Genomic DNA, 17,712 nt, shown 5'->3' with positions numbered 1-17,712 from the left:
TCATGTCGGAGGGGACGCAGGCCGCGGCGACAACGCGGTCACGGGGGAAGCGGAAGCAGGGGCGGCACGCCGCCCCGAAGCCGGGGGCGGCCGAGAGCGGGCTGATGCGCTCGTCCCTGGTGATGGCCGCGGGGACGACGGTGTCACGGGCCACGGGGCTCCTCAGAACGGTCCTGCAGGCCGGGGCACTCGGGGCGGGGCTGCTGGCCACGACCTACAACCAGGCCAACGTCGTACCGGCGAGCCTCTACTTCCTGCTCATCGGCGGCGCCCTGAACTCGGTACTGGTACCGCAGTTGGTCAGGGCGAGGACCGAACACCCGGACGGCGGAAGCGCCTTCGAGCAGCGCCTGGTCACCCTCACGATGTCCGTGCTGGGAGTGGGCACCCTGCTGGCCGTGTGGGCGGCGCCGCAGATCATCGGCCTCTACCAGCGCGACACACCGGCCAACCACGAGGCGTTCCGGCTGACGGTGGTCTTCGCGCGGTTCCTGCTCCCGCAGATCTTCTTCTACGGGCTGTTCAGCATCCTCGGCCAAGTGCTCAATGCCCGGAACAAGTTCGGCGCGATGATGTGGACCCCGGTCCTCAACAACGTCGTCCTGATCGCCATGTTCGGCGTCTACCTCGCCATGATGACCGGCCCGGGCTCGGTCCAGGACATCACTCCGGCCCAGGTCACCATGCTCGGCGCGGGCACCACGGTGGCCCTGGCGGTCCAGGCGCTCGCCCTGGTCCCGTTCGTCAGGGCCGCCGGCTTCCGCTTCCGCCCGCGCTTCGACTGGCGCGGCACGGGCCTGGGCAAGAGCATCGGTGCGGCCCGCTGGACCCTGCTGTTCGTCCTCACCAACCTCGTGGCGAGCACGGTGGTGACCCGCTACGCCTCCGCCGCGGACACGGCACTGCCCAAGGCCGGCGTCGGCTTCTCCGCGTACACCTACGCGCAGACCATCTGGTCGCTGCCGCAGTCGGTCGTCACCGTCTCGCTGGTCACCGCCCTCTTGCCGCGCATGAGCCGGGCCGTCGCCGAACACCGCCTGGACGACATGCGCGACGACCTCTCGCAGGCCCTGCGGATCAGCGGCGTCGTCATCGTTCCAGCCGCCTTCTTCCTCGTGGCCCTCGGACCGGAGGCGGCACAGGTGATCTTCGCGCACGGGCACGCCGATCCCGCGTCCGTCGTGCCCCTGGGCCACATGCTGCAGGCCTTCGGACTCGGCCTGATCCCCTTCTCCGCCCAGTACCTGCTGCTCCGCGGCTTCTACGCCTTCGAGGACACCCGGACCCCGTTCTGGATGGCCGTGTGGATCAGTGCGGCCGACATCGTCCTGGCGACCGCCTGCCATCTGCTGATGCCCCCGCGCTGGTCGGTCACCGGCCTGGCGGGCGCCTACGCCGCCTCCTACGCGATCGGTCTGCTCGTCACCGCCCTGCTGCTGCGACGCCGCCTCGGAGGCCGGCTGGACGGCAGGAGGCTGTGCCGCACCTACGGCAAGCTGACCGCTTCCGCCCTCGCCGCCGGAGCACTGGGCTGGTCCGTGGCCCGCGGCTGCTCCGCCACCGTCACGTCGGCCACCTGGGCCCCCGTGCTGGGCCTCGCCGCGGGCGGCCTCGCGATGCTCACCCTGTTCGTCCTGCTCGCACGACTCCTGGGGATCGGCGAGCTGCGGCGCCTGCCGGGGCTGGGCTGAGGCGCCCGGGGCCGTCCGGTCGATGCCGTGGTGACGCGCGGCCCGGCTTGGCGGGCGGGCCGGGGCGGCGCGGCATCGAAGGGCGCCCGGCCGTGCTGTTCGCCGGGCGGGCGGGTCACCCCGTGGGCTGTCCGGGCCGGCCCGGTACCCAGAGCGGTACGGGGCCACCGGGTGGCATGCACCGGGCGGCCTGTTCATCGAGCCACCGGTCGGCCCGAGCCGGGTCGCCGTCACTCACCTCGACCAGCGCGTTCGCGGCCGTCCGGGCACAGGACAGCAGGAGCGCGAGGGTGTCCTGGCGGTGGTGCCGCTCGCGGACGTACGCCTCGCACCGTTCGGCGATGCGCCTGTCGTGGGACTCCCGGCCCGCGGCGGTGTGATCGCCGTCGATGGTGATCGCCTGGATGCCGTGCCAGACGAGGGCGAGTGCGGCGGGCTCGGCCGGGTGGGCGGCATCCGCCCGCCGCGCCTGGTCGCGGGCCTCGGCCGACCGCCGGCCCAGCCACTCCAGAGCGGCCGGAGCGTCCTCCTCCCGGGCCTGGAGCACCAGCTCCGCGGCCCGGGACACGACCGACCGCATCACCGCTCCGGCCGGCACCCGCAGCCCCGGCACGGCCGGTTCGGCAAAGGCCAGCCACGTGTCCGCGAACGAGGCCGCCCGCATCTGCCACACCCACGCCGGCGCCCCTGCCGCCTCGCCCAGCCATTCGTCCGCAGCCAGACGAACCAGACCTACGGCGGAGAGCCGGACCGCGTCCGCGTCCAGCCCGGCCCCCAGCAGCCGTCCACTCCTCAACCCGCACCCCCGTCAGCGGTCATCATCTCGTGACGCCACATCCCACCACAGAGGGACGCGAACGAACCAGACGGAGGCGCGTGAGACCTGGGACACAGATTTGGCCACCCGCTCCCGGGTCGGCGGTCACGCAGGGTGACTTCGACCGGCCGACGCCGCCCGCAGCGGCGTCCGTCACCGTGCTCTACGTTCAGCCGCGGCGGGAGACGGCGACGCCGGCCAGGCAGAGGGCGCCACCGGCCAGGGTCAGCATCGCGGGTGCCTCGCCGAGCAGCAGCCACGCCATCAGCACGACCAGGGCCGGCACCGAGTAGGTGATCGCACCCATGCGCGCCGCCGTGGTCCGGGAGATCGCGTAGGCCCAGGTGGTGAACGCCAGCGCGGTCGGAAACAGGCCCAGGTACACCACGTCGAGCGTCGCGGACAGGGGCGCGGCCGCAAGGTCCGACACCAGCTCCGGAGCGAACGGCAGGCAGGCTGCCGCGCCGATCAGGCAGCCGAAGGTGGTCACCTGGAGGGCGGAGGCGTGCCGCAGTGCCGGCTTCTGGCTCACCACACCCGCCGCGTAGGCCACGGCCGCGAGCAGGCAGAGCGCGATGCCGAGCACCGAACTGCCGCCCCCGCCCGACATGGAGAAGCCCACCACGACCGCCCCGGCCAGCGAGACCGCCATCCCGGCGAGCAGCTTGGGCGGGAGGCCCTCACGCAGCAGCCAGCCGCCTAGGAGGGCGATCAGAACCGGTCCGATGCCGACCAGCATCGCCGCCGTGCCCGCGTCGACCTGCTTCTCGCCCCAGTTCAACGCGACCATGTACAGGCCGAACCAGAGCACCCCCGAGGTGACCACTCCCGGCCAGGCCGGCCGCGGGGGCAGGCCCTCCCGGCGGTACACGAGCAGTCCGACCAGCGCCACCGCCCCCACCAGCAGCCGGCCGAGCGCGAGCGCCCCGGGCCCGAAGTGGTCGCCCGCACTGCGGATCGCCACGAACGCGGACGCCCACAGCACCACCGTCGTCGAAGCTGCCGCGAGTGCCTTGCCGTCCGCCTGGGCCACGTCCGTCGTTGAAAGATCCATGCCGGAGAACCTACGGCCTCCACCGTTCGGTCCCCACCGAAATATGGCCGCCGCCGGCCGCCCCGGCAGGGCCCGATGCCCCCGTGGCACGTCCTCTCGTCCCCGGCGTCCTCTCGTCCCCGGCGTCCTCTCGTCCCCGGACCCGGCCGGAGCCCGGGCGAGCAGAGCCCGGGCGAGCAGAGCCCGGGCATGTGACGAGGCGTCGATCAGGAGGGGGCGTCGCCCGGGGTGTCGGGCCCGGCGCCGCGCTCCTCGATGAAGTGCTTGAAGCGACGAAGGTCGCCCCTCACCTGACGGTCGAGCACACCCAGCTTGTCGGCGGCCTTCTCGGCGAAGCCGGTGGGCTGGAAGTCCATGGTCATCCTGACGCGCGTGTGGGTCGCATCGATCGGCTGCAGGGAGACCATGCCGGTGTGCTTCACGTTCTCGCTGGTGGTGTGCCAGGACACGCGCTCGTCGGGGACCCGTTCGATGATCTCGGTCTCGAACTCACGGGACAGCCCGGCGATCTTCGTCCTCCAGTGGGCGTGCAGGTCGTCCAGTTGTCTGACCTCCTCCACGCCCTCCATGAACTCCGGGAAGCGCTCGAAGGTCGTCCACTGGTCGTAGACGACGCGGACCGGAACGTCCACGTCGATCGACTCCTCCACCCTGCCCATTGCCGCACCCGCCTCCACACCGTCCGGACACCCTGCCGGCGAGCGGTCTCCCGAGGAGGGGAATCCGCCGACAGCACCACCACGAATGTCCGCCCTCCGGCGGGCGACGGCAACCCGCCCGCCCGCCGCCCGGGTCCGGCGGCCGGGAGCGGCCGTCTCCGTTCTGCCGGAGCGTCCGCCTGGGACGGGCTCAGACGGGCCTCTGCGCCGTCCCGCGCGCCCGGGCCCGCGCCCACGAACCCGCGCCCACCAGCAGGGCCGCCCCCAACGCGTACACCGGCAGCCAACGCGTCGTCGCCGCCAGGCACTCGTCGACGGCCTGGCGGCTCTGCTCCCGCTGCGCGTAACCACCCGCCATCACACCCTGCCACCACACCGGGACACCCCCGACCCCACCCGCCCGGCCGAGCCGCCCACAGCTGCCCCCGCCTGTGCGAGGCCCTGGCCGCGCGCAGGCGAGCCCTAGCGCTGATCTGCTCGTTGTTCCCGTAATGGGGCGGGGAGAACGCGGCGATCTGTCGGACGCCGAGTGGGAGCGGCTGCGGCCGGCTGACGGGCTGGCAGCCGCCCGGGGTCCCGCCCGAACGTCTCCCGGCACCAGCCGAGTTCGGCACCGCCGATGCGAGAGTTCCCTGCCGGTGCGCGCGACCACCCGACTGGCGGATCATAGCCAGGCGCGTATTGGGAAGTCCTGGACAGAATGGGTGGCCAGGACAGCGGCAGTAGTGGGAACCAGACTTCCCCATCTCCGTGAATCCGCACCTCGTGTCGGGCGGCAGTCGACGCAGGAAATGAGGACCCATGAATTCCCCTCCCCAGGTCCGTCGGGACGATGCGCCCGCGCAGGGCAGAGCCTTGAGGAAGCCACGCCGGCTGACGGCGCCGAGGAATTCCGGCCGGTGCGGGTCACCGAGGGCCGATCGGTGACCGACGACCAGCTGGACGGAAGCGGCATCACGGAACTGCGGATCCTCCCTCCACTGGCCATCGGTCGCTTCGGGTCGTCCGACGAGCCGATGGACAACTACCACGCAGTGGTCCGCGAACCGACCGGATACCGCGAGCTGCAGCCCGCGCCGACCTTGCACGTCGACCCTGGCAACGGAGCGATCGCGGGGGAGACACAGCCGGCCGAAGTCCGGTTCCGGGACGGCACGGGCCGGGTCCGTCCGGTGGCGCCCTTCCTGGAATTGTGGGCTCGCTTCGGCACCGGGGACCTGGAACCCCTCACCACCGCACGCCTCGAAGCCGTCGGCCTCGCCCCCGCCGACCTGCGCTGGCAGGTCGTGGTCGCCAACCTCAAGGCGGCGCGGCGCACAGGGGACGTCAGGGACGGGATCCACGCCGACACCGGGCCATTCAGCGATCACGCCGAGCACCCGCTCACCGGTCGCGCCGACAATTTCAAAGCCGGCAAGTCGATTCCGCTCGGCACGGTCCGCTTCATCAGGCCGACGGCCGACTTCCCCGAGATCCGGATGCGTTTCGTGCCCGGCCGGGGCGCGGTGTTCGGGGTGCAGCCGGGTGATCCGCTGATCAGCGACGACGTGTACGACCCTGCCGTGGGTCACTGGGACGACCACTTCGACGGCGACCCGGCCACGCCACTGGTGACCTTCCCGGCGCAAACCTACGAGGGCACGCTCGACCAGCAGGGGCAGCGCTACATCTCCAAGGGCTATGTCGACGACTCCTGCGACGGAATCGTCAGTGTCGAGGTCACCGTCGGCGGTCAGGTGCTTGCCGCGTCGGCCCGGATCTGCTCCGGAGTGCCCGACTTCGCGCCGGACAGTTACCACGTCCGCACGCTGCAGGACGACCTTGTTCAGGCGCTGCTTGGGCCCGTCGTGAACGGTGCGCTGGACCGGGAAGAGGTGGAGGACACCCTGCGCCGCGCCCTGGAGACGGTGCGCCTGATGAACACGATGGCCATGAATGCGGACCAGGGGATCGGTGGCGTCGTGACGAACGCCACCAACCAGGCGCGGCATGAGACCGCCGAGTACCAGCGCGCCTTCGAACCCGTCTTCGGGCAGGGCCAGGCTCCTTACCATCAGGTCCTGGCGCTTCACGAGCAGCTCATGACGAGCTGGCAGGCGGGCGTATTGCCCATCCCGCGCGATCTGATCCGTTCCTACGACGAAGCCGGTGATTTCTCGACCATGGCACGCCAGAAGATGCCGGCGCTCATGCGCGGCAGCGACACCCTGGAGCTGGCGCTCACCCGCCGTCAGATCGAGCTCCTGCGTCGTGCCGCCCTGGAGACGCAGGCCACGACCGAGCCCGAGCGCATGATGCTCCGCCTGGTGGAGTTCTTCCGCGCGATGGCTCCCCTCCATGAACACATTCCCACGGAGTCGGGTTCGTTGTCGGAGCTCTTCGTGCGTCCCCTGGACCTGCTGGATCACATCCGTACAGCCAACGCCCAGGGACCGCTCGCGGAAGGGGACGCCGGGCAGCGCCTGGTGACCCCGGGCGACCCGGAGGCCTCGGCGTTCGTACGCCTGCTGCGCCGCGAGAACCACCCCATGCACGGACCGTTCAGCCGCACCCTGCCCGGTACCGACAAGACCGGCCTTGAGATCGTCGAGGCCTGGATCGCCGCGATGCCGCCGGACGGGGACGAGTGACCACCGCCACCAACGCCGCCACCAACGCCGTCATCGCAGAGCCCAGGAGTAGCCGTGGAACCGATCGCGCCCCGGAACCTGACCGCCCAGCTCGCGCACCGGGCGCGTGGCAACCCTCCCGGTACGACCCCGGCTTCCTCCGTCGGCAACTTCTATCCCGGGCTTGAACTGGACCTGCGCAATCTGTGGCGTCGCGTCTTCGCTGGAATCCAGTTGCACGAGGCGGTCGCCCTCGTCCTGGCCGTCGACGACGATGCGCCCGAAGAGGTGCGGGGGCTCGTCGGCGAGATCCTTCTCGCCGTCGATGGGCATCCGGTCTGGATCGAGCTCGCCGGCCCGCGGTCACCCGGAGGGGCCAGCGAGAGCCTGGGCAACTGGTCTTTGGAATGGTCGAACGCCCTTGCCGACGTCGTGCAGAAGGCAGGGCAGGAGGTCCAGTGCACCTTCAGCAAGGGCGACGCCGGTCAACAGGACGTCTCGCTGAGGGTCCGGAAGATCTTCGAGGAGTCCGGGCCCGAGGGCGGGGAGGATACCCGCACCGCGGTGATCAGCCGCGAACTCGCCCAGCCCGGCGAGCTGACGCAGAGTCTCTGTTCGCCATGGCAGAACGACTTCGTCGGCTGCGGTTGCTACTACTGGGCCGCCAGCCGACCCGACTACGTCAACGTCGAGGCGGACGAGGCCGACGGCAGCCGAGGCCACAACTGGCTGCAACGCAATCGGACACCCGCCACGCCCAAGGTCTACACGCTTCGTCAGGCCGACCTGCTCCAGCACGAAGACATCATCGCTAGCTGGGAGGACAAGCTGAGCTTCGTCCTTGAGGGAAAGGACGTCCATGAACGCGACGGTGACTGAGCCTCGGGTCCGCGGCTATCAACTGTTCGACGGAGGAACCGGCCCGCACATCCTCGTCTCCGCCGGTTCGCTCGTCTACGCGATCCCGCCAGAGGTCCGGGAGCTCTTCGAGGACGCGGCCGCCGCCCGGGACGAGGCCGCCGCCGACGCCTTGCTCGCCCGGTTCGGCCTGGACGTCCCCGTGAGGCTTGATGAGGCCCCCCGCGAGGTCCCCCTGCGCTCCGTCTCCCTCGCCATCGCGCAGACCTGCAACTTGGGTTGCACCTACTGCTACGCGGAGCAGGGCGACTTCGGCGGCGCCGCCAAGCTGATGTCCGAGCAGGTCGCCCGCCAGACGGTCGATCGCCTGGTGGACGGCGCGGCCACCGGGGAGCAGGTCACCATCGCGTTCCTCGGTGGCGAGCCGCTCGCCAACCGCCGCGTCCTGCGGTCCGCCACCGAGCACGCTGCCGCTCGCGCCACCGAACGCGGAGTCCGCGTCGGATTCTCGATCACGACGAACGGCACCCTGGTCAGGCCCGACGACGCCGAATTCTTCGCACGGCACGGATTCGCCGTCACTGTCAGCCTCGACGGCGTGGGCACCGTCCACGACCGCCTGCGCCCCACGAGGAACGGACGGCCCACCTACGAACGGGTGCTCAGGCGTCTGGAGCCGCTGCTGAACGACCGACGGCGAACCATGAGCGTCTCCGCCCGCGTCACCGTGACACCGCGGAACCTGTCTCTTCCGGAGACGCTGGAGGAATTCATCTCCCTGGGGTTCGACAGCGTCGGGTTCTCGCCGATGCTCAGCTCGCCCACAGGCGCCGACGAGATGGCTGGGACCGACCTGACCGCCATGCTCGAACAGATGACGGCCTGCGCCGAACGTTTCGAGGAGCGGGTCGAGAACGGCAAGGCATATCCGTTCCTCAATGCCGTCAACGCGCTGCGGGAGATCCACCGGGGCACCCACCGCCCGTACCCATGTGGTGCCGGAGCAGGATATCTGGGCGCGTCCGCCGATGGCGAACTGTTTGCCTGCCACCGATTCGTCGGTGACGACGAGCGCAAAATGGGCGACGTCCTCACCGGGGTGGATCCAGCACGGCAGCTGAAATGGCTGGACGATCGGCATGTGCATCGCCAGCAGCCGTGCTCCGACTGCTGGGCGCGGTACCTGTGTGGCGGGGGATGCCACCACGAGGTGATCGGGCGTGGCCGCCCGGCCTGTGACTACATCCGGGGCTGGCTCCACCATTGCCTGTGCATGTACGCGCGGCTGATGGAGAAGCGGCCGGACTATCTCGACGCGATCGGAACCGGCCGGTGACGACGACCGTTCGGGCGGACGTCTGCGTCATCGGCGGCGGGCCCGCGGGCTCGACCGCCGCCCGCCAGCTCGCCCTGTTGGGGCATTCCGTCCACCTCGTGGAACGTGCGGCGTTCCCCCGTCGCCGGCTCGGTGAGTGCCTGGCGCTCGGGATCTCTCAGGTCCTGGGCGCTCTGGGCCATCTCGCCCCCTCCGGCTTGCGACGCGCGGAGCTGCTCGCGCGGTGGGCCGGCGCCGAGCACAGCGCACCGACGTTCGTCGCCGACCGCGGCGTCTTCGATACGTTCCTGCTGGACGAGGCGCGGACCGCCGGAGTGCAGGTGTCGCAACCCGCCCTCGCCCGCTGCCCTCGCCGGCACGACGACGGCTGGCGCATCGAGGTGCGGCAAGCCGATCAGCGGTTCGATCTGGACTGCAGGTTCCTCATCGACGCCGGCGGACGGACGGGCTTGCTTCGCCAACACCGCCACCGCGCAGGGGCGCGTACCACCGCCCTCTACGGATATTGGCGACCGGGGGTGCGGGACGGGCCCGACGTCCGTGTCGAGGCGGGTTACGACGAGTGGCTCTGCGCCGCGCTGCTGCCGGACGACACGATCAACGCGATGGTCTTCGTCGAGCGCGCCCGGTGTACCGTGCTGGACAGGGACGCGCGGAGTCGGCTCTACCGTTCGCTGTTGTCCGCCTCGGACCTGGTTGGTCCCTGGCTCGGCACACAGATCACCGGAACGTTCGCCTGCGATGCCACGAGCTCGATCGCCCAGAGCACCATCGGCCGTGACTGGATCAAGATCGGCGAGGCGGCCCTGACCCTCGACCCGTTGTCCGCGCAAGGCGTCCAGACCGCGATGACGACCGCCATGCAGGGCAGCATGGCCGCCCACAGCATCCTCCGGTGGCCTGCCACCGCCTCCACGGTCGCCTCCTCCTACCAATCGCACTTGCGGCGCCTCGCCCGACATCACGACGGGCTGGCCGCTGAGCACTACAAGCGTCAGTGTCAGCTACAAGACCGGCAGTTCTGGATTCCGCGAGCCATCACACCCTCCTGAGACGGCGGTTCGTGATCACGGCGGCGGCAGGGCGCGCCGCCGCCCGGTGCGTCAGTCGTCGGCGTCCGTCTCCGCGTGCGCGTCGAGCAGAGCGAGCGCCGTGCGCAGCCAGCCGGTGGCCTCCTCCAAGCGGCAGATCGCGGGCAGGCGGCGCGCGGAGACGGTCAGGAGGGGCCGGTCGCCGTGCGGAGTCGCCGGACCCTCGCCGAGCGCACGGCCGAGGAAGGCCTCGGCCGCCTCCACGGCTTCAGCGTGCCGCTCGCGGCCAAACCGATTGCCGGGCTTGATCGCGCGTATGGAAGTGGCGTGGTTCAGCGCCCCCTCCCAGGCGGTCACCCGGGCGAGCGCGGCGTTGGCGGGCCGGACGGACATGGACCTCCTGCGGCAGGATCCCCGGCCTCGGCCGGAAGGTGGGAGACCGGCAAGGGGTGAACGGTCAGTCGGCCCGCTGCCCGGGCTGACTCGGAGGAGTGCCGCCGGGCTTGAGTGCCTGCCTCACTCCTCCGAGGTCGTCCACGAGACCCTCAGTCCTCATCGTCCTCGTCCCAATCGGGATCCGGCACATGGGGCGGTCCCATGAAGACCGCCCCTGATGGCCCGCCAGCCCTCTACACTCACCCACGCAGCCTCTGAGCAGGCAAAACGTTGAAGTCCTTCTGGAGTACTAGCGGTACCAGGTGCGGACGGCGGTGGCGGTTTCGCGTACGTCCGCCTTCCCGTCGCGGATGCGCGCGGCGAGCTCGACGGCCTGCTTGGGCTCGGCGGTGACGATCACGCCGGAGGCACTGAGGTAGGAGGCGGCGACGACGGCCGCGAAGTGCTCGTTGGCGAAGTCCAGCGCCGGCACGCGGATGAGCTGGTGCATGAGCGCGGCCGCCCGCTGGTGCACGCCCCCGTACACCGGTACGTCCATGACCTCGTCGACGTGGCGGGCCACCGCGGCGGCGAGGGTGCCGTAGTCGGTGACGTCCGGATCGGCCGGCAGGAACTGGTGGGCGATGTCCAGCAGCCAGGCCCGGTCGACATACAGGATCACGCCGCGTCCGCCGTCCCGGACCGGGTGACGCCCTGGGGGTAGGGGCCGAACTCGGCCTCGAATGCCGGCGCCCAGGCCTGGGAGAAGTGCGCGGCGGCGGTCAGGAAGCGTTCACGCCGCTCGTCGGCCTCCTCGGCCAGCACCCTGCGCGCGTAGTCCGGCAGGCTCATTCCGGCCGCCTCCGCCCGCTGCTCGAGGGCCTCGTGAACGGTGTCGTCCAAACGCACATTCAGCTGCTTCATGCGTGGCAGCGTAGCCATGCGTACCGTCCGCTACAACACCGCCGCCGCTCCCGTCCTCGTGCGAGCGGGACGCCGTCTCCGGCAGTAGTCGGTCTCCCTCCACGTTCCGGCGCCGCCCGCCGGTGCCCTCGCCCCGGGAAGACCCTCCGGATGCCCGTCCGTCCGTGCCGGTCTGCCCTTTCGGTACATGCTTCGCACAGGCTCCTTCCGTTGCGGGCACAGCTCTGACACCATCGTCCGCTATCCGGTGACGGAGCGTCGGTGCCGTCGTCCCGTCCGACGGAGGACCGTGTGACCAGCCCCGCCCGCCGTCGTACCCGGCCCGCCGGTGCGTCCCGTACCGCGATCACCGGCGCCCACCGGCCTGCCCCGTGGGTACGCACCAGGCTGCGGACGGCACCCTGGGCCGCGCTGCTCACCGCCGTCCTCGCTCTCGCCCTCGTGTTCCTGGCCGCGGCCTTCCCGAGGGCCCTGGACCGGGGCACGGATGCCGCCCTGCGCGACTTCCTCCACGACCGCGGCACCCTGGAGACCAGCCTGCTGGCCACTTCCGCGCCCCCGCGCGACCGCGAGGAGAGCGCCGCGGACCTGGAGGCCGTGACCGCCGAGCTCCTCGCCCATACCGGGGCGGGCTTCTCCGTGGCGTCCTCCGGTCCGGTGTTCGGCGCCCGGGCCGTCGAGCGTCGTGGGCTCACCAACCCGGGGCTGGACCGCCCGGACGGCCGCTCCCTGCCCACCCTGGACCTGCTCTACCTGGACGGCTTCGCCGAGCACGCCATCCTGGTCGCCGGGAGCTGGCCGAGCGGCGCCACCCCCGACGGCCCGATCCCCATCGCGGTCAGCCGCGCCGCCGCCGAGACCATCGGCATCCGTCTCGGCGACGTCCTCGGGGACGGCTCCGGACCGGCGGAGCAGACCCGGGTCGTCGGCCTCTACACCGTCACCGACTCGGCCGATCCGTACTGGACCGACCTCGCCTGCACCGGCCGGGCCTGCCTGGAGCGTCTCCTCACCGACCCGACGGTCCGGCACTGGCATACCGCCGGGGTCGTCGGCGGCGACCACCTGCGCGCCCTCGCCACCTGGGGCCACCAGGCGCGCGACTTCTGGCGGCTGCCCGTCGACACCGACGCCCTGCGCGCCGACCGGCTGGCCGAGGTCCGGCACGACGTCGCCGCCTATCTGACCGGGCCGACGGCCACCCGGCTGATCGCCGCGACCGGACGCCCGGACCTGTCGACCACGTCCCGGCTGCCCGGTCACCTCGACCGGGCCGTGGCCCGGCAGGCCGCCGTCGCACCGCTGGCCCTGGTCGGACCGGCGGCCGTCGCCGGAATCGCGGCCGTCGTCCTCGCCCTGGCCACCGCCCTCACCACCGAACGACGTGGCGCCGAACTGCGGCTGCTCCGTGCCCGGGGCGGCTCCGGCCCCGGCGTCCTGCTGCGCCTCTGCGGCGAGGGCGCGGCGACCGTGCTCCCCGCCGCCGTGGCGGGCACCGCGCTGGCGCTGTGGCTGCTGCCCACCCCGCGCTGGACGGCGGCCGTCGCGGCCGCGCTGGTCACCACCCTGGTCGCGTTGCTCGCCGTCCCCCTCCGGGCCGCCCTGCCACCGAAGCACAGCCACCCCGGCAAGGCCGCGCGACGTGGACGGCTGATCGCCGAACTCGCCGTCCTCGCCCTCACGGCCGCCGCCGTGGCCGGCGTCCGGCGCCGCGGCGCCGCACCGCCCGCCGACGGGCCCGACCTGCTGCTCGTCGCGGCGCCCCTGCTGGTCGCCCTCACCACGGCGCTGGTGCTGGCGCGACTGCTGCCCGCCCTCGCCGGCGCGCTGGCCCGCACTGCCGTGCGCGGCCCCGGGGTGGTGGGTTTCCTCGGCCTGGCCCGCGCCGCCCGGGGCAGCGACGGCCGCCGCCGCCCCTCCACACTTCCGCTGCTCGCCCTGGTGCTCGCCGTCACCACGGCCGGTTTCGGCGCGTCCGTGCTGGACAGCGTCGGCCTGGCCCGGCAGCGGGCCGCCCGCCTCGCCGTCGGCGCGGACGCCTCCGTCGCGGCGCCCACCGGCCGCACCCTGCCACCCGACTTCGGCCCGGCCGCTGCCGCCCTCCCGGGGGTGACGGCCGCTACCCCCGTCCGGCTGGAGAGCGAGGCCTTCCTGCTCGAAGGCGTCCCGGGGATCGGTACCGGCGTCGACCCCCACGCCACCCAGGTCACCCTGGTCGTCGCCGAACCGCAGGCGTACGCGCGGATCGCGCGCACCGTCGGCGTGGGCGCCTTCGACCCGGCCGCACTCGCCGCCCCGGCCGGTCCCGTCGCCGGAGCGCCCGCCGTCCCCGCCTTGTTCAGCGCCGGCCTCGCGCGCCACCTCGGCCCCGGCGGCCACCGGCTGCGCCTGCCCAGCGGCGGTGAGGTCCTCGCCGTCCGCGCCGGCACGGTCGACGCCACCCCCGCATTGCCCGGCGCCACCCGGCCCTTCATCGTTCTGCCGACCCCGGCGGCCACCGCCGTGCTGCCGGAACTCGACCGGGCCACCGACTGGTTCGCCGTCGGCCGCGTCGACGAACCGGGCCTCGCCCACCTGGTCGGCAAGCTGTCGCCGTCCGTCCTCGCCGACCTCGACGCCCCACCCCCGCCACCCGGGCCGAGCGCCTCCGCGGCCCTGGTCGGCAACGACCCCGACGCCCTGCGCAGCGGCTACGTGACGCGCACCAGCGCCGCCGTCATGGTCGACCTCGCCAACGACCCCCTCCAGCACGCCGCCGGCCGTCTCTTCCGCCACGCGGTCACGGCCGCCGGGGCGCTCGCCCTGCTCGCCGTCCTGCTCACCCTGCTGCGCGCCGCCCCCGACCGGGCCGCCCTGCTCGCCCGGCTGCGCACCATGGGCCTGCGGTCGCGCCAGGGCCTCGCGCTCATCCTCGCCGAGACGTTGCCGCTGACCCTCACGGCCGCGGCCGGCGGCGCCTTCGCCGCGCTGGCCGCCGTCGCCCTGCTCGGGCCGGCCTTCGACCTGTCCACGCTGGTCGGAGCCCCGGCCCCGGTCGGCCTGCGCCCGGCGGCCGGGCAGCTCCTCCTCCCGGCGGCGGCGCTGGCCGCGCTGACCACGCTCGCGGTCCTCGCCGAGGCCCTGACCGGCGGCCGACGCCAGCTTGCGACCCACCTGCGGGTCGGCGACCGGCCCTGACCGGCCGGAGGTCAGGCGCGAGGCCGTAACCGCCCGACCCGCGGACGAACCTCGACCGGGCTGCCCCTTCCCAGCCCGCGCCGTGGTCGCTCCCAGCGGCGCGCGAACCGGTGGTGGGGGCGAGTGGTGCCCCGCAGCGGGGGACCGGCACGCGGACCGGAGAGGTCCGGCCGCACGGGGGAGAGGAGGCCGGGGTCGGGGCGCGCCGGGTGTGCGGGGCCGGTCCCGGCGGTGGGTGGGGCCCTCGGGCATGACATGGTGTCGGTGTAGCCGTCAATCGGCACCACACTTCCAGGAGGTCCTGCATGAGCAGCGACGCAGCATCATCGGAGAACCCCGAGAGCACCGAGAGCACGGAGGCCGTCGAGGCCGCCGCGTCCGGCGCCGGGGACGACGTCAAGGCCCGGTTCCTCGCCGCGCTGGAGCGCAAGCACGGTGCCAAGACCGATGGCACGGCCGGCGGTCCGAGCGGTGACTCGAAGATCCACGGCGCTCACGGCGCGGTCGGGGGCAAGCGCAACTTCCGCCGCAAGAGCGGCGGCTGATCACCCCGCCCCACCCCGTGGGGCCACCGGCCCGGTGCCTGGCCGCCCACGGCGCGGGCCGGGGCCGGGGCCGGGGCGGAGGCGGCGGGGCGGGCGCCCCGTCCCGCCCTGTGCCGTGCCGGCGCGCCGACCGGCCTCCTGCCCCGCTGCCGCGGTGGGCCGCCGCCTCCGGAGGGCGGCGGCCGCCGGCCCCGGGCCTCGCCCCACCGGCCGTGACCGGCGGCGGTTCCGCCGCGGGCCCGGCCGTAATTCGCTTGCCGTGGCCACGGGTCAACGCTGCACTGTGATCCGGACACCACGAGTCGTGGTGCCGGTGATTCGAGGAGGCAGCGGCGGCAATGGAGATTCGTTCCACGACAGATGAGGACTTCGACGTCTTCGTCGAAACGGTCCATGCCGCGTTCGGGCGCTTCCCGGAAACCCCGGTCGAGGGCGGCGGGCTCTGGTGGTCGGCGCTCGAAACGGACCGCTGCCTGCTCGCCCTGACGGCGGACGGGCGGCCCGTCGGCACCGCCGCCGCGTACCCCTTCGAGCTCACCCTGCCCGGCCGGACCCTCGTCCCGGCCGCCGGGGTGACCGCCGTCGGCGTCCTGCCCTCGCACCGGCGCCAGGGCGTGCTCAGCGCGATGATGCGGCATCAGCTCGCCGAGTCGCGGGCTCGCGGGGAGTTCCTCTCCGTGCTGCTGGCCTCGGAGGCCCCGATCTACGGCAGGTTCGGCTACGGACCGGCGACCTACACGGCGCGGCTGACGGTGCCGCGCCACAGGGCCGCCCTCGCCGTTCCCCGGGCGCGCGGAGTCGCCGAGGTACCGGCGACCGGCTCGGTCGAGGTGCTGCGTCGTGCCGAGTGCGGCGAGATTCTGGAGGAGGTCTACGACCGGTACCGCCGCGCCCAGCCCGGCGCACTGTCCCGCCCGCACCGCTGGTGGGCCTTGCGCGCGGGGCAGCCCCCGATCTCGCCGGCGCCGCGCTACGTCGCCGTTCACCGTGACGCCGACGGCGTTCCGGACGGTTACGCCAGCTACTCGATCGGCGAGCCCGAGACCTTGACGGTCGACGAGACCATCGCCGCGGACGACGCCGTCTTCACGGCCCTGGCCCGGTTCGTACTCGGACACGACCTGGTCGCTCGGGTCGTCTTCAAGCACGTCCCGCCCGGGCACCCGCTGCGCTGGCAGTTCGCGGACTTCCGCGCCGGCGAGGTGAGCGGCGACACCGACTGGCTCTGGGTGCGTCTGCTCGACGTCCCGCGTGCCCTGACCGCCCGTGGCTGGTCCATGGACGGCGAACTCGTCCTCGACGTCGCGGACCCGTTCCTCGGCGAGCACGGCCGGTACCTGCTGACCGTCCGGGACGGCAAGGCCGACTGCGTCCCGACGGATCGCGAGCCCGACCTGTCCATGGACGTGAGGGACCTGGGCTCGGTCTATCTCGGTGGCACCGCCCCGAGCACGCTCGTGCGTGCCGGCCACATCCGGGCCCACCGCCCGGGCGCGGCCGCCCTCGCTGACGCCCTCTTCCGCGCCGAGCGCTCCCCGCACTGCCTGCACTGGTTCTGACCGCGCGCCCGCGGCCCGGCACAGGTCTCCTCGGCCGGGTCACGGGCCGGCCGCCCTCCCACGTCCTTTCCGGCCGTGAACCGGCGGAGGTCCGGCGACGGCAGCGGCACCCCGCCGGTTCAAGACCGCATCGCCACAAGGGTCCAGGAGCGTGAGCATCGCGGCCGGCGTCGGAGATCGGCGACAGCGGAAGTCCACCTGCCTGCCAGGCTCAAGAGATTCTCAGACCCGGTGCGCCGGTGCCCTGGGTGGGCCTAGGCTGCCGGGAGGAGGCACACCGGACCTGTCCGGATGCCAGAGCTGGGGGGGAACGGATGAAGAGGATCATCGGAACGCTGCTGTCGATACTGGGCTCCGTCGTCGGGATCGGCAGGCAGCCGAGCGGACAGCCGTACTCGCCGGACGTCGACAACTACCGGCAGGCCGCCGGCTCGGTCCCCGGAGGCTTCTGAGCCTTCGGGCGGCGGACGCCGTACCGGCGAGCGCAAGCGGAGCAGGATTCCCGGTGGGTGCGGTGACCGTGCCGCCGAGACAGCGGGCTCGCCCGGCCGGGCGACCGCCCGGGCGGCTCGGTTCTGTCCGACCGACGACGCCCGGACGACCCTACGAGGGTGCCGGGGCAGGGATCCCTCCAGGGCGGGAGTGCTGACAGGGCCTGCTTCGGCGGCAAGCGGCAGCCGTTCGCCGCAGTGGTCCAGCGCGAGCTGGAGCAGCTCGCGGCCGCCGTGCCGTTGGGGAGGCGGACGGGCGGGCGGTGGACACCCCCGAGTACGCGGGCCACGCCGAGAAGATCGCCGCGCTCTCGCGTGCCCACGACCGCGGCCACACCGCGTACGTCAACCACGACGCCTGTGCGGCCTTCAGTCGAGCCCGGCAGGAGTACGTCCGTGAGCACGTGATCCACCACTTCGGCGGCCAGACCGACGCAGCCGCCTTCGCCGGCGCACTCGATGCCACGCTCTCGGCCCGCTGACGGAGACGAGTACACGGCCGTCACCGGGCCCGGCCCGAAGGGCGCGCGCACCCGGGCCCGGCCTATCCGCCACGGGATGCCGGGCAACGGAAAGAGTCCAAGGG

The 17,712-nt window shown here is 72.9% G+C and carries 17 protein-coding genes; 10 read left to right on the top strand and 7 right to left on the bottom strand.

The features are described 5' to 3' along the window. The first annotated feature begins 2 nt into the window (after positions 1–2). Positions 3–1,691 (top strand): murein biosynthesis integral membrane protein MurJ, encoded by a 1,689-nt coding sequence (murJ, locus tag ACZ3YO_RS12490; protein ID WP_465568418.1) that lies wholly within the window; start codon positions 3–5, stop codon positions 1,689–1,691. A gap of 115 nt (positions 1,692–1,806) precedes the next feature. Here murJ and ACZ3YO_RS12485 read toward each other — a convergent pair whose 3' ends face one another. The 4 genes from ACZ3YO_RS12485 to ACZ3YO_RS12470 all read right to left on the bottom strand — a co-directional run bounded on the left by ACZ3YO_RS12485 (position 1,807) and on the right by ACZ3YO_RS12470 (position 4,579). Next, positions 1,807–2,487, bottom strand: coding sequence for a hypothetical protein (locus ACZ3YO_RS12485; protein WP_465568414.1), 681 nt, complete (start codon positions 2,485–2,487; stop codon positions 1,807–1,809). Positions 2,488–2,677: 190 nt separating this feature from the next. After that, positions 2,678–3,562 (bottom strand): DMT family transporter, encoded by an 885-nt coding sequence (locus tag ACZ3YO_RS12480; protein WP_465568411.1) that lies wholly within the window; start codon positions 3,560–3,562, stop codon positions 2,678–2,680. Positions 3,563–3,768: 206 nt separating this feature from the next. Next, entirely contained in the window at positions 3,769–4,221 is a 453-nt protein-coding gene (locus ACZ3YO_RS12475; RefSeq protein WP_465568408.1) for an SRPBCC family protein, read from the bottom strand. Positions 4,222–4,411: 190 nt separating this feature from the next. After that, positions 4,412–4,579, bottom strand: a complete 168-nt coding sequence (locus ACZ3YO_RS12470; RefSeq protein WP_465568405.1) for a hypothetical protein — start codon at positions 4,577–4,579, stop codon at positions 4,412–4,414. A gap of 565 nt (positions 4,580–5,144) precedes the next feature. On the opposite strand from ACZ3YO_RS12470, the gene ACZ3YO_RS12465 reads away from it, so the two are divergent. Genes ACZ3YO_RS12465 through ACZ3YO_RS12450 form a run of 4 tightly spaced genes read left to right on the top strand, consistent with a single transcriptional unit; the run spans position 5,145 to position 10,076 of the window. Continuing rightward, positions 5,145–6,851 (top strand): hypothetical protein, encoded by a 1,707-nt coding sequence (locus ACZ3YO_RS12465; RefSeq protein ID WP_465568402.1) that lies wholly within the window; start codon positions 5,145–5,147, stop codon positions 6,849–6,851. Positions 6,852–6,905: 54 nt separating this feature from the next. Continuing rightward, positions 6,906–7,709: a hypothetical protein gene (locus ACZ3YO_RS12460; RefSeq protein WP_465568400.1), complete on the top strand. Its 804-nt coding sequence runs from the start codon at positions 6,906–6,908 to the stop codon at positions 7,707–7,709. Beyond that, on the top strand, positions 7,690–9,024 hold the full coding sequence (locus ACZ3YO_RS12455) for a radical SAM protein (protein WP_465568397.1): 1,335 nt from the start codon (positions 7,690–7,692) through the stop codon (positions 9,022–9,024). The genes ACZ3YO_RS12460 and ACZ3YO_RS12455 overlap by 20 nt, the downstream gene beginning before the upstream one ends. Further along, positions 9,021–10,076: an NAD(P)/FAD-dependent oxidoreductase gene (locus ACZ3YO_RS12450; protein ID WP_465568394.1), complete on the top strand. Its 1,056-nt coding sequence runs from the start codon at positions 9,021–9,023 to the stop codon at positions 10,074–10,076. Before ACZ3YO_RS12455 ends, ACZ3YO_RS12450 begins: the two co-directional genes overlap by 4 nt. Positions 10,077–10,127: 51 nt before the next feature. Here ACZ3YO_RS12450 and ACZ3YO_RS12445 read toward each other — a convergent pair whose 3' ends face one another. The 3 genes from ACZ3YO_RS12445 to ACZ3YO_RS12435 all read right to left on the bottom strand — a co-directional run bounded on the left by ACZ3YO_RS12445 (position 10,128) and on the right by ACZ3YO_RS12435 (position 11,354). Continuing rightward, positions 10,128–10,448 (bottom strand): hypothetical protein, encoded by a 321-nt coding sequence (locus ACZ3YO_RS12445; RefSeq protein WP_465568391.1) that lies wholly within the window; start codon positions 10,446–10,448, stop codon positions 10,128–10,130. A 292-nt stretch (positions 10,449–10,740) separates the two neighbouring features. Then, positions 10,741–11,112 (bottom strand): fic family toxin-antitoxin system, toxin component, encoded by a 372-nt coding sequence (locus ACZ3YO_RS12440; RefSeq protein ID WP_465568388.1) that lies wholly within the window; start codon positions 11,110–11,112, stop codon positions 10,741–10,743. Beyond that, the gene (locus ACZ3YO_RS12435; RefSeq protein WP_465568385.1) at positions 11,109–11,354 is read right to left on the bottom strand and encodes a plasmid mobilization protein; all 246 of its coding nucleotides are present in this window, start codon (positions 11,352–11,354) and stop codon (positions 11,109–11,111) included. The genes ACZ3YO_RS12440 and ACZ3YO_RS12435 overlap by 4 nt, the downstream gene beginning before the upstream one ends. Positions 11,355–11,645: 291 nt before the next feature. On the opposite strand from ACZ3YO_RS12435, the gene ACZ3YO_RS12430 reads away from it, so the two are divergent. The 5 genes from ACZ3YO_RS12430 to ACZ3YO_RS12410 all read left to right on the top strand — a co-directional run bounded on the left by ACZ3YO_RS12430 (position 11,646) and on the right by ACZ3YO_RS12410 (position 17,608). Next, complete coding sequence (locus tag ACZ3YO_RS12430) at positions 11,646–14,531, top strand: hypothetical protein (protein ID WP_465568382.1); 2,886 nt, start codon at positions 11,646–11,648, stop codon at positions 14,529–14,531. A gap of 305 nt (positions 14,532–14,836) precedes the next feature. Continuing rightward, on the top strand, positions 14,837–15,076 hold the full coding sequence (locus ACZ3YO_RS12425; RefSeq protein ID WP_331742090.1) for a DUF5302 domain-containing protein: 240 nt from the start codon (positions 14,837–14,839) through the stop codon (positions 15,074–15,076). Between the two features lie 338 nt (positions 15,077–15,414). Then, a complete protein-coding gene (locus tag ACZ3YO_RS12420; RefSeq protein ID WP_465568378.1) occupies positions 15,415–16,635 on the top strand; it encodes a GNAT family N-acetyltransferase in 1,221 nt (406 codons plus the stop codon). A gap of 314 nt (positions 16,636–16,949) precedes the next feature. Next, on the top strand, positions 16,950–17,087 hold the full coding sequence (locus ACZ3YO_RS12415) for a hypothetical protein (RefSeq protein ID WP_465568375.1): 138 nt from the start codon (positions 16,950–16,952) through the stop codon (positions 17,085–17,087). A gap of 302 nt (positions 17,088–17,389) precedes the next feature. Then, positions 17,390–17,608 (top strand): hypothetical protein, encoded by a 219-nt coding sequence (locus ACZ3YO_RS12410; RefSeq protein ID WP_465568372.1) that lies wholly within the window; start codon positions 17,390–17,392, stop codon positions 17,606–17,608. The last annotated feature ends 104 nt before the right edge of the window (positions 17,609–17,712 follow it).

This window comes from Kitasatospora sp. NPDC022785 (genome assembly GCF_055561295.1).
Note: the sequence above shows the minus strand (reverse complement) of the source record. Positions and strands in the feature narration are given on the sequence as shown.

What these genes read in the sequence shown, in the direction of transcription:
- murJ (WP_465568418.1), top strand. Translation starts at nt 3, where the DNA reads ATGTCGGAGGGGACGCAGGCCGCGGCGACAACGCGGTCACGGGGGAAG.
- ACZ3YO_RS12480 (WP_465568411.1), bottom strand. Translation starts at nt 3,562, where the DNA reads ATGGATCTTTCAACGACGGACGTGGCCCAGGCGGACGGCAAGGCACTC.
- ACZ3YO_RS12475 (WP_465568408.1), bottom strand. Translation starts at nt 4,221, where the DNA reads ATGGGCAGGGTGGAGGAGTCGATCGACGTGGACGTTCCGGTCCGCGTC.
- ACZ3YO_RS12470 (WP_465568405.1), bottom strand. Translation starts at nt 4,579, where the DNA reads ATGGCGGGTGGTTACGCGCAGCGGGAGCAGAGCCGCCAGGCCGTCGAC.
- ACZ3YO_RS12455 (WP_465568397.1), top strand. Translation starts at nt 7,690, where the DNA reads ATGAACGCGACGGTGACTGAGCCTCGGGTCCGCGGCTATCAACTGTTC.
- ACZ3YO_RS12445 (WP_465568391.1), bottom strand. Translation starts at nt 10,448, where the DNA reads ATGTCCGTCCGGCCCGCCAACGCCGCGCTCGCCCGGGTGACCGCCTGG.
- ACZ3YO_RS12435 (WP_465568385.1), bottom strand. Translation starts at nt 11,354, where the DNA reads ATGAAGCAGCTGAATGTGCGTTTGGACGACACCGTTCACGAGGCCCTC.
- ACZ3YO_RS12425 (WP_331742090.1), top strand. Translation starts at nt 14,837, where the DNA reads ATGAGCAGCGACGCAGCATCATCGGAGAACCCCGAGAGCACCGAGAGC.
- ACZ3YO_RS12420 (WP_465568378.1), top strand. Translation starts at nt 15,415, where the DNA reads ATGGAGATTCGTTCCACGACAGATGAGGACTTCGACGTCTTCGTCGAA.
- ACZ3YO_RS12415 (WP_465568375.1), top strand. Translation starts at nt 16,950, where the DNA reads ATGAAGAGGATCATCGGAACGCTGCTGTCGATACTGGGCTCCGTCGTC.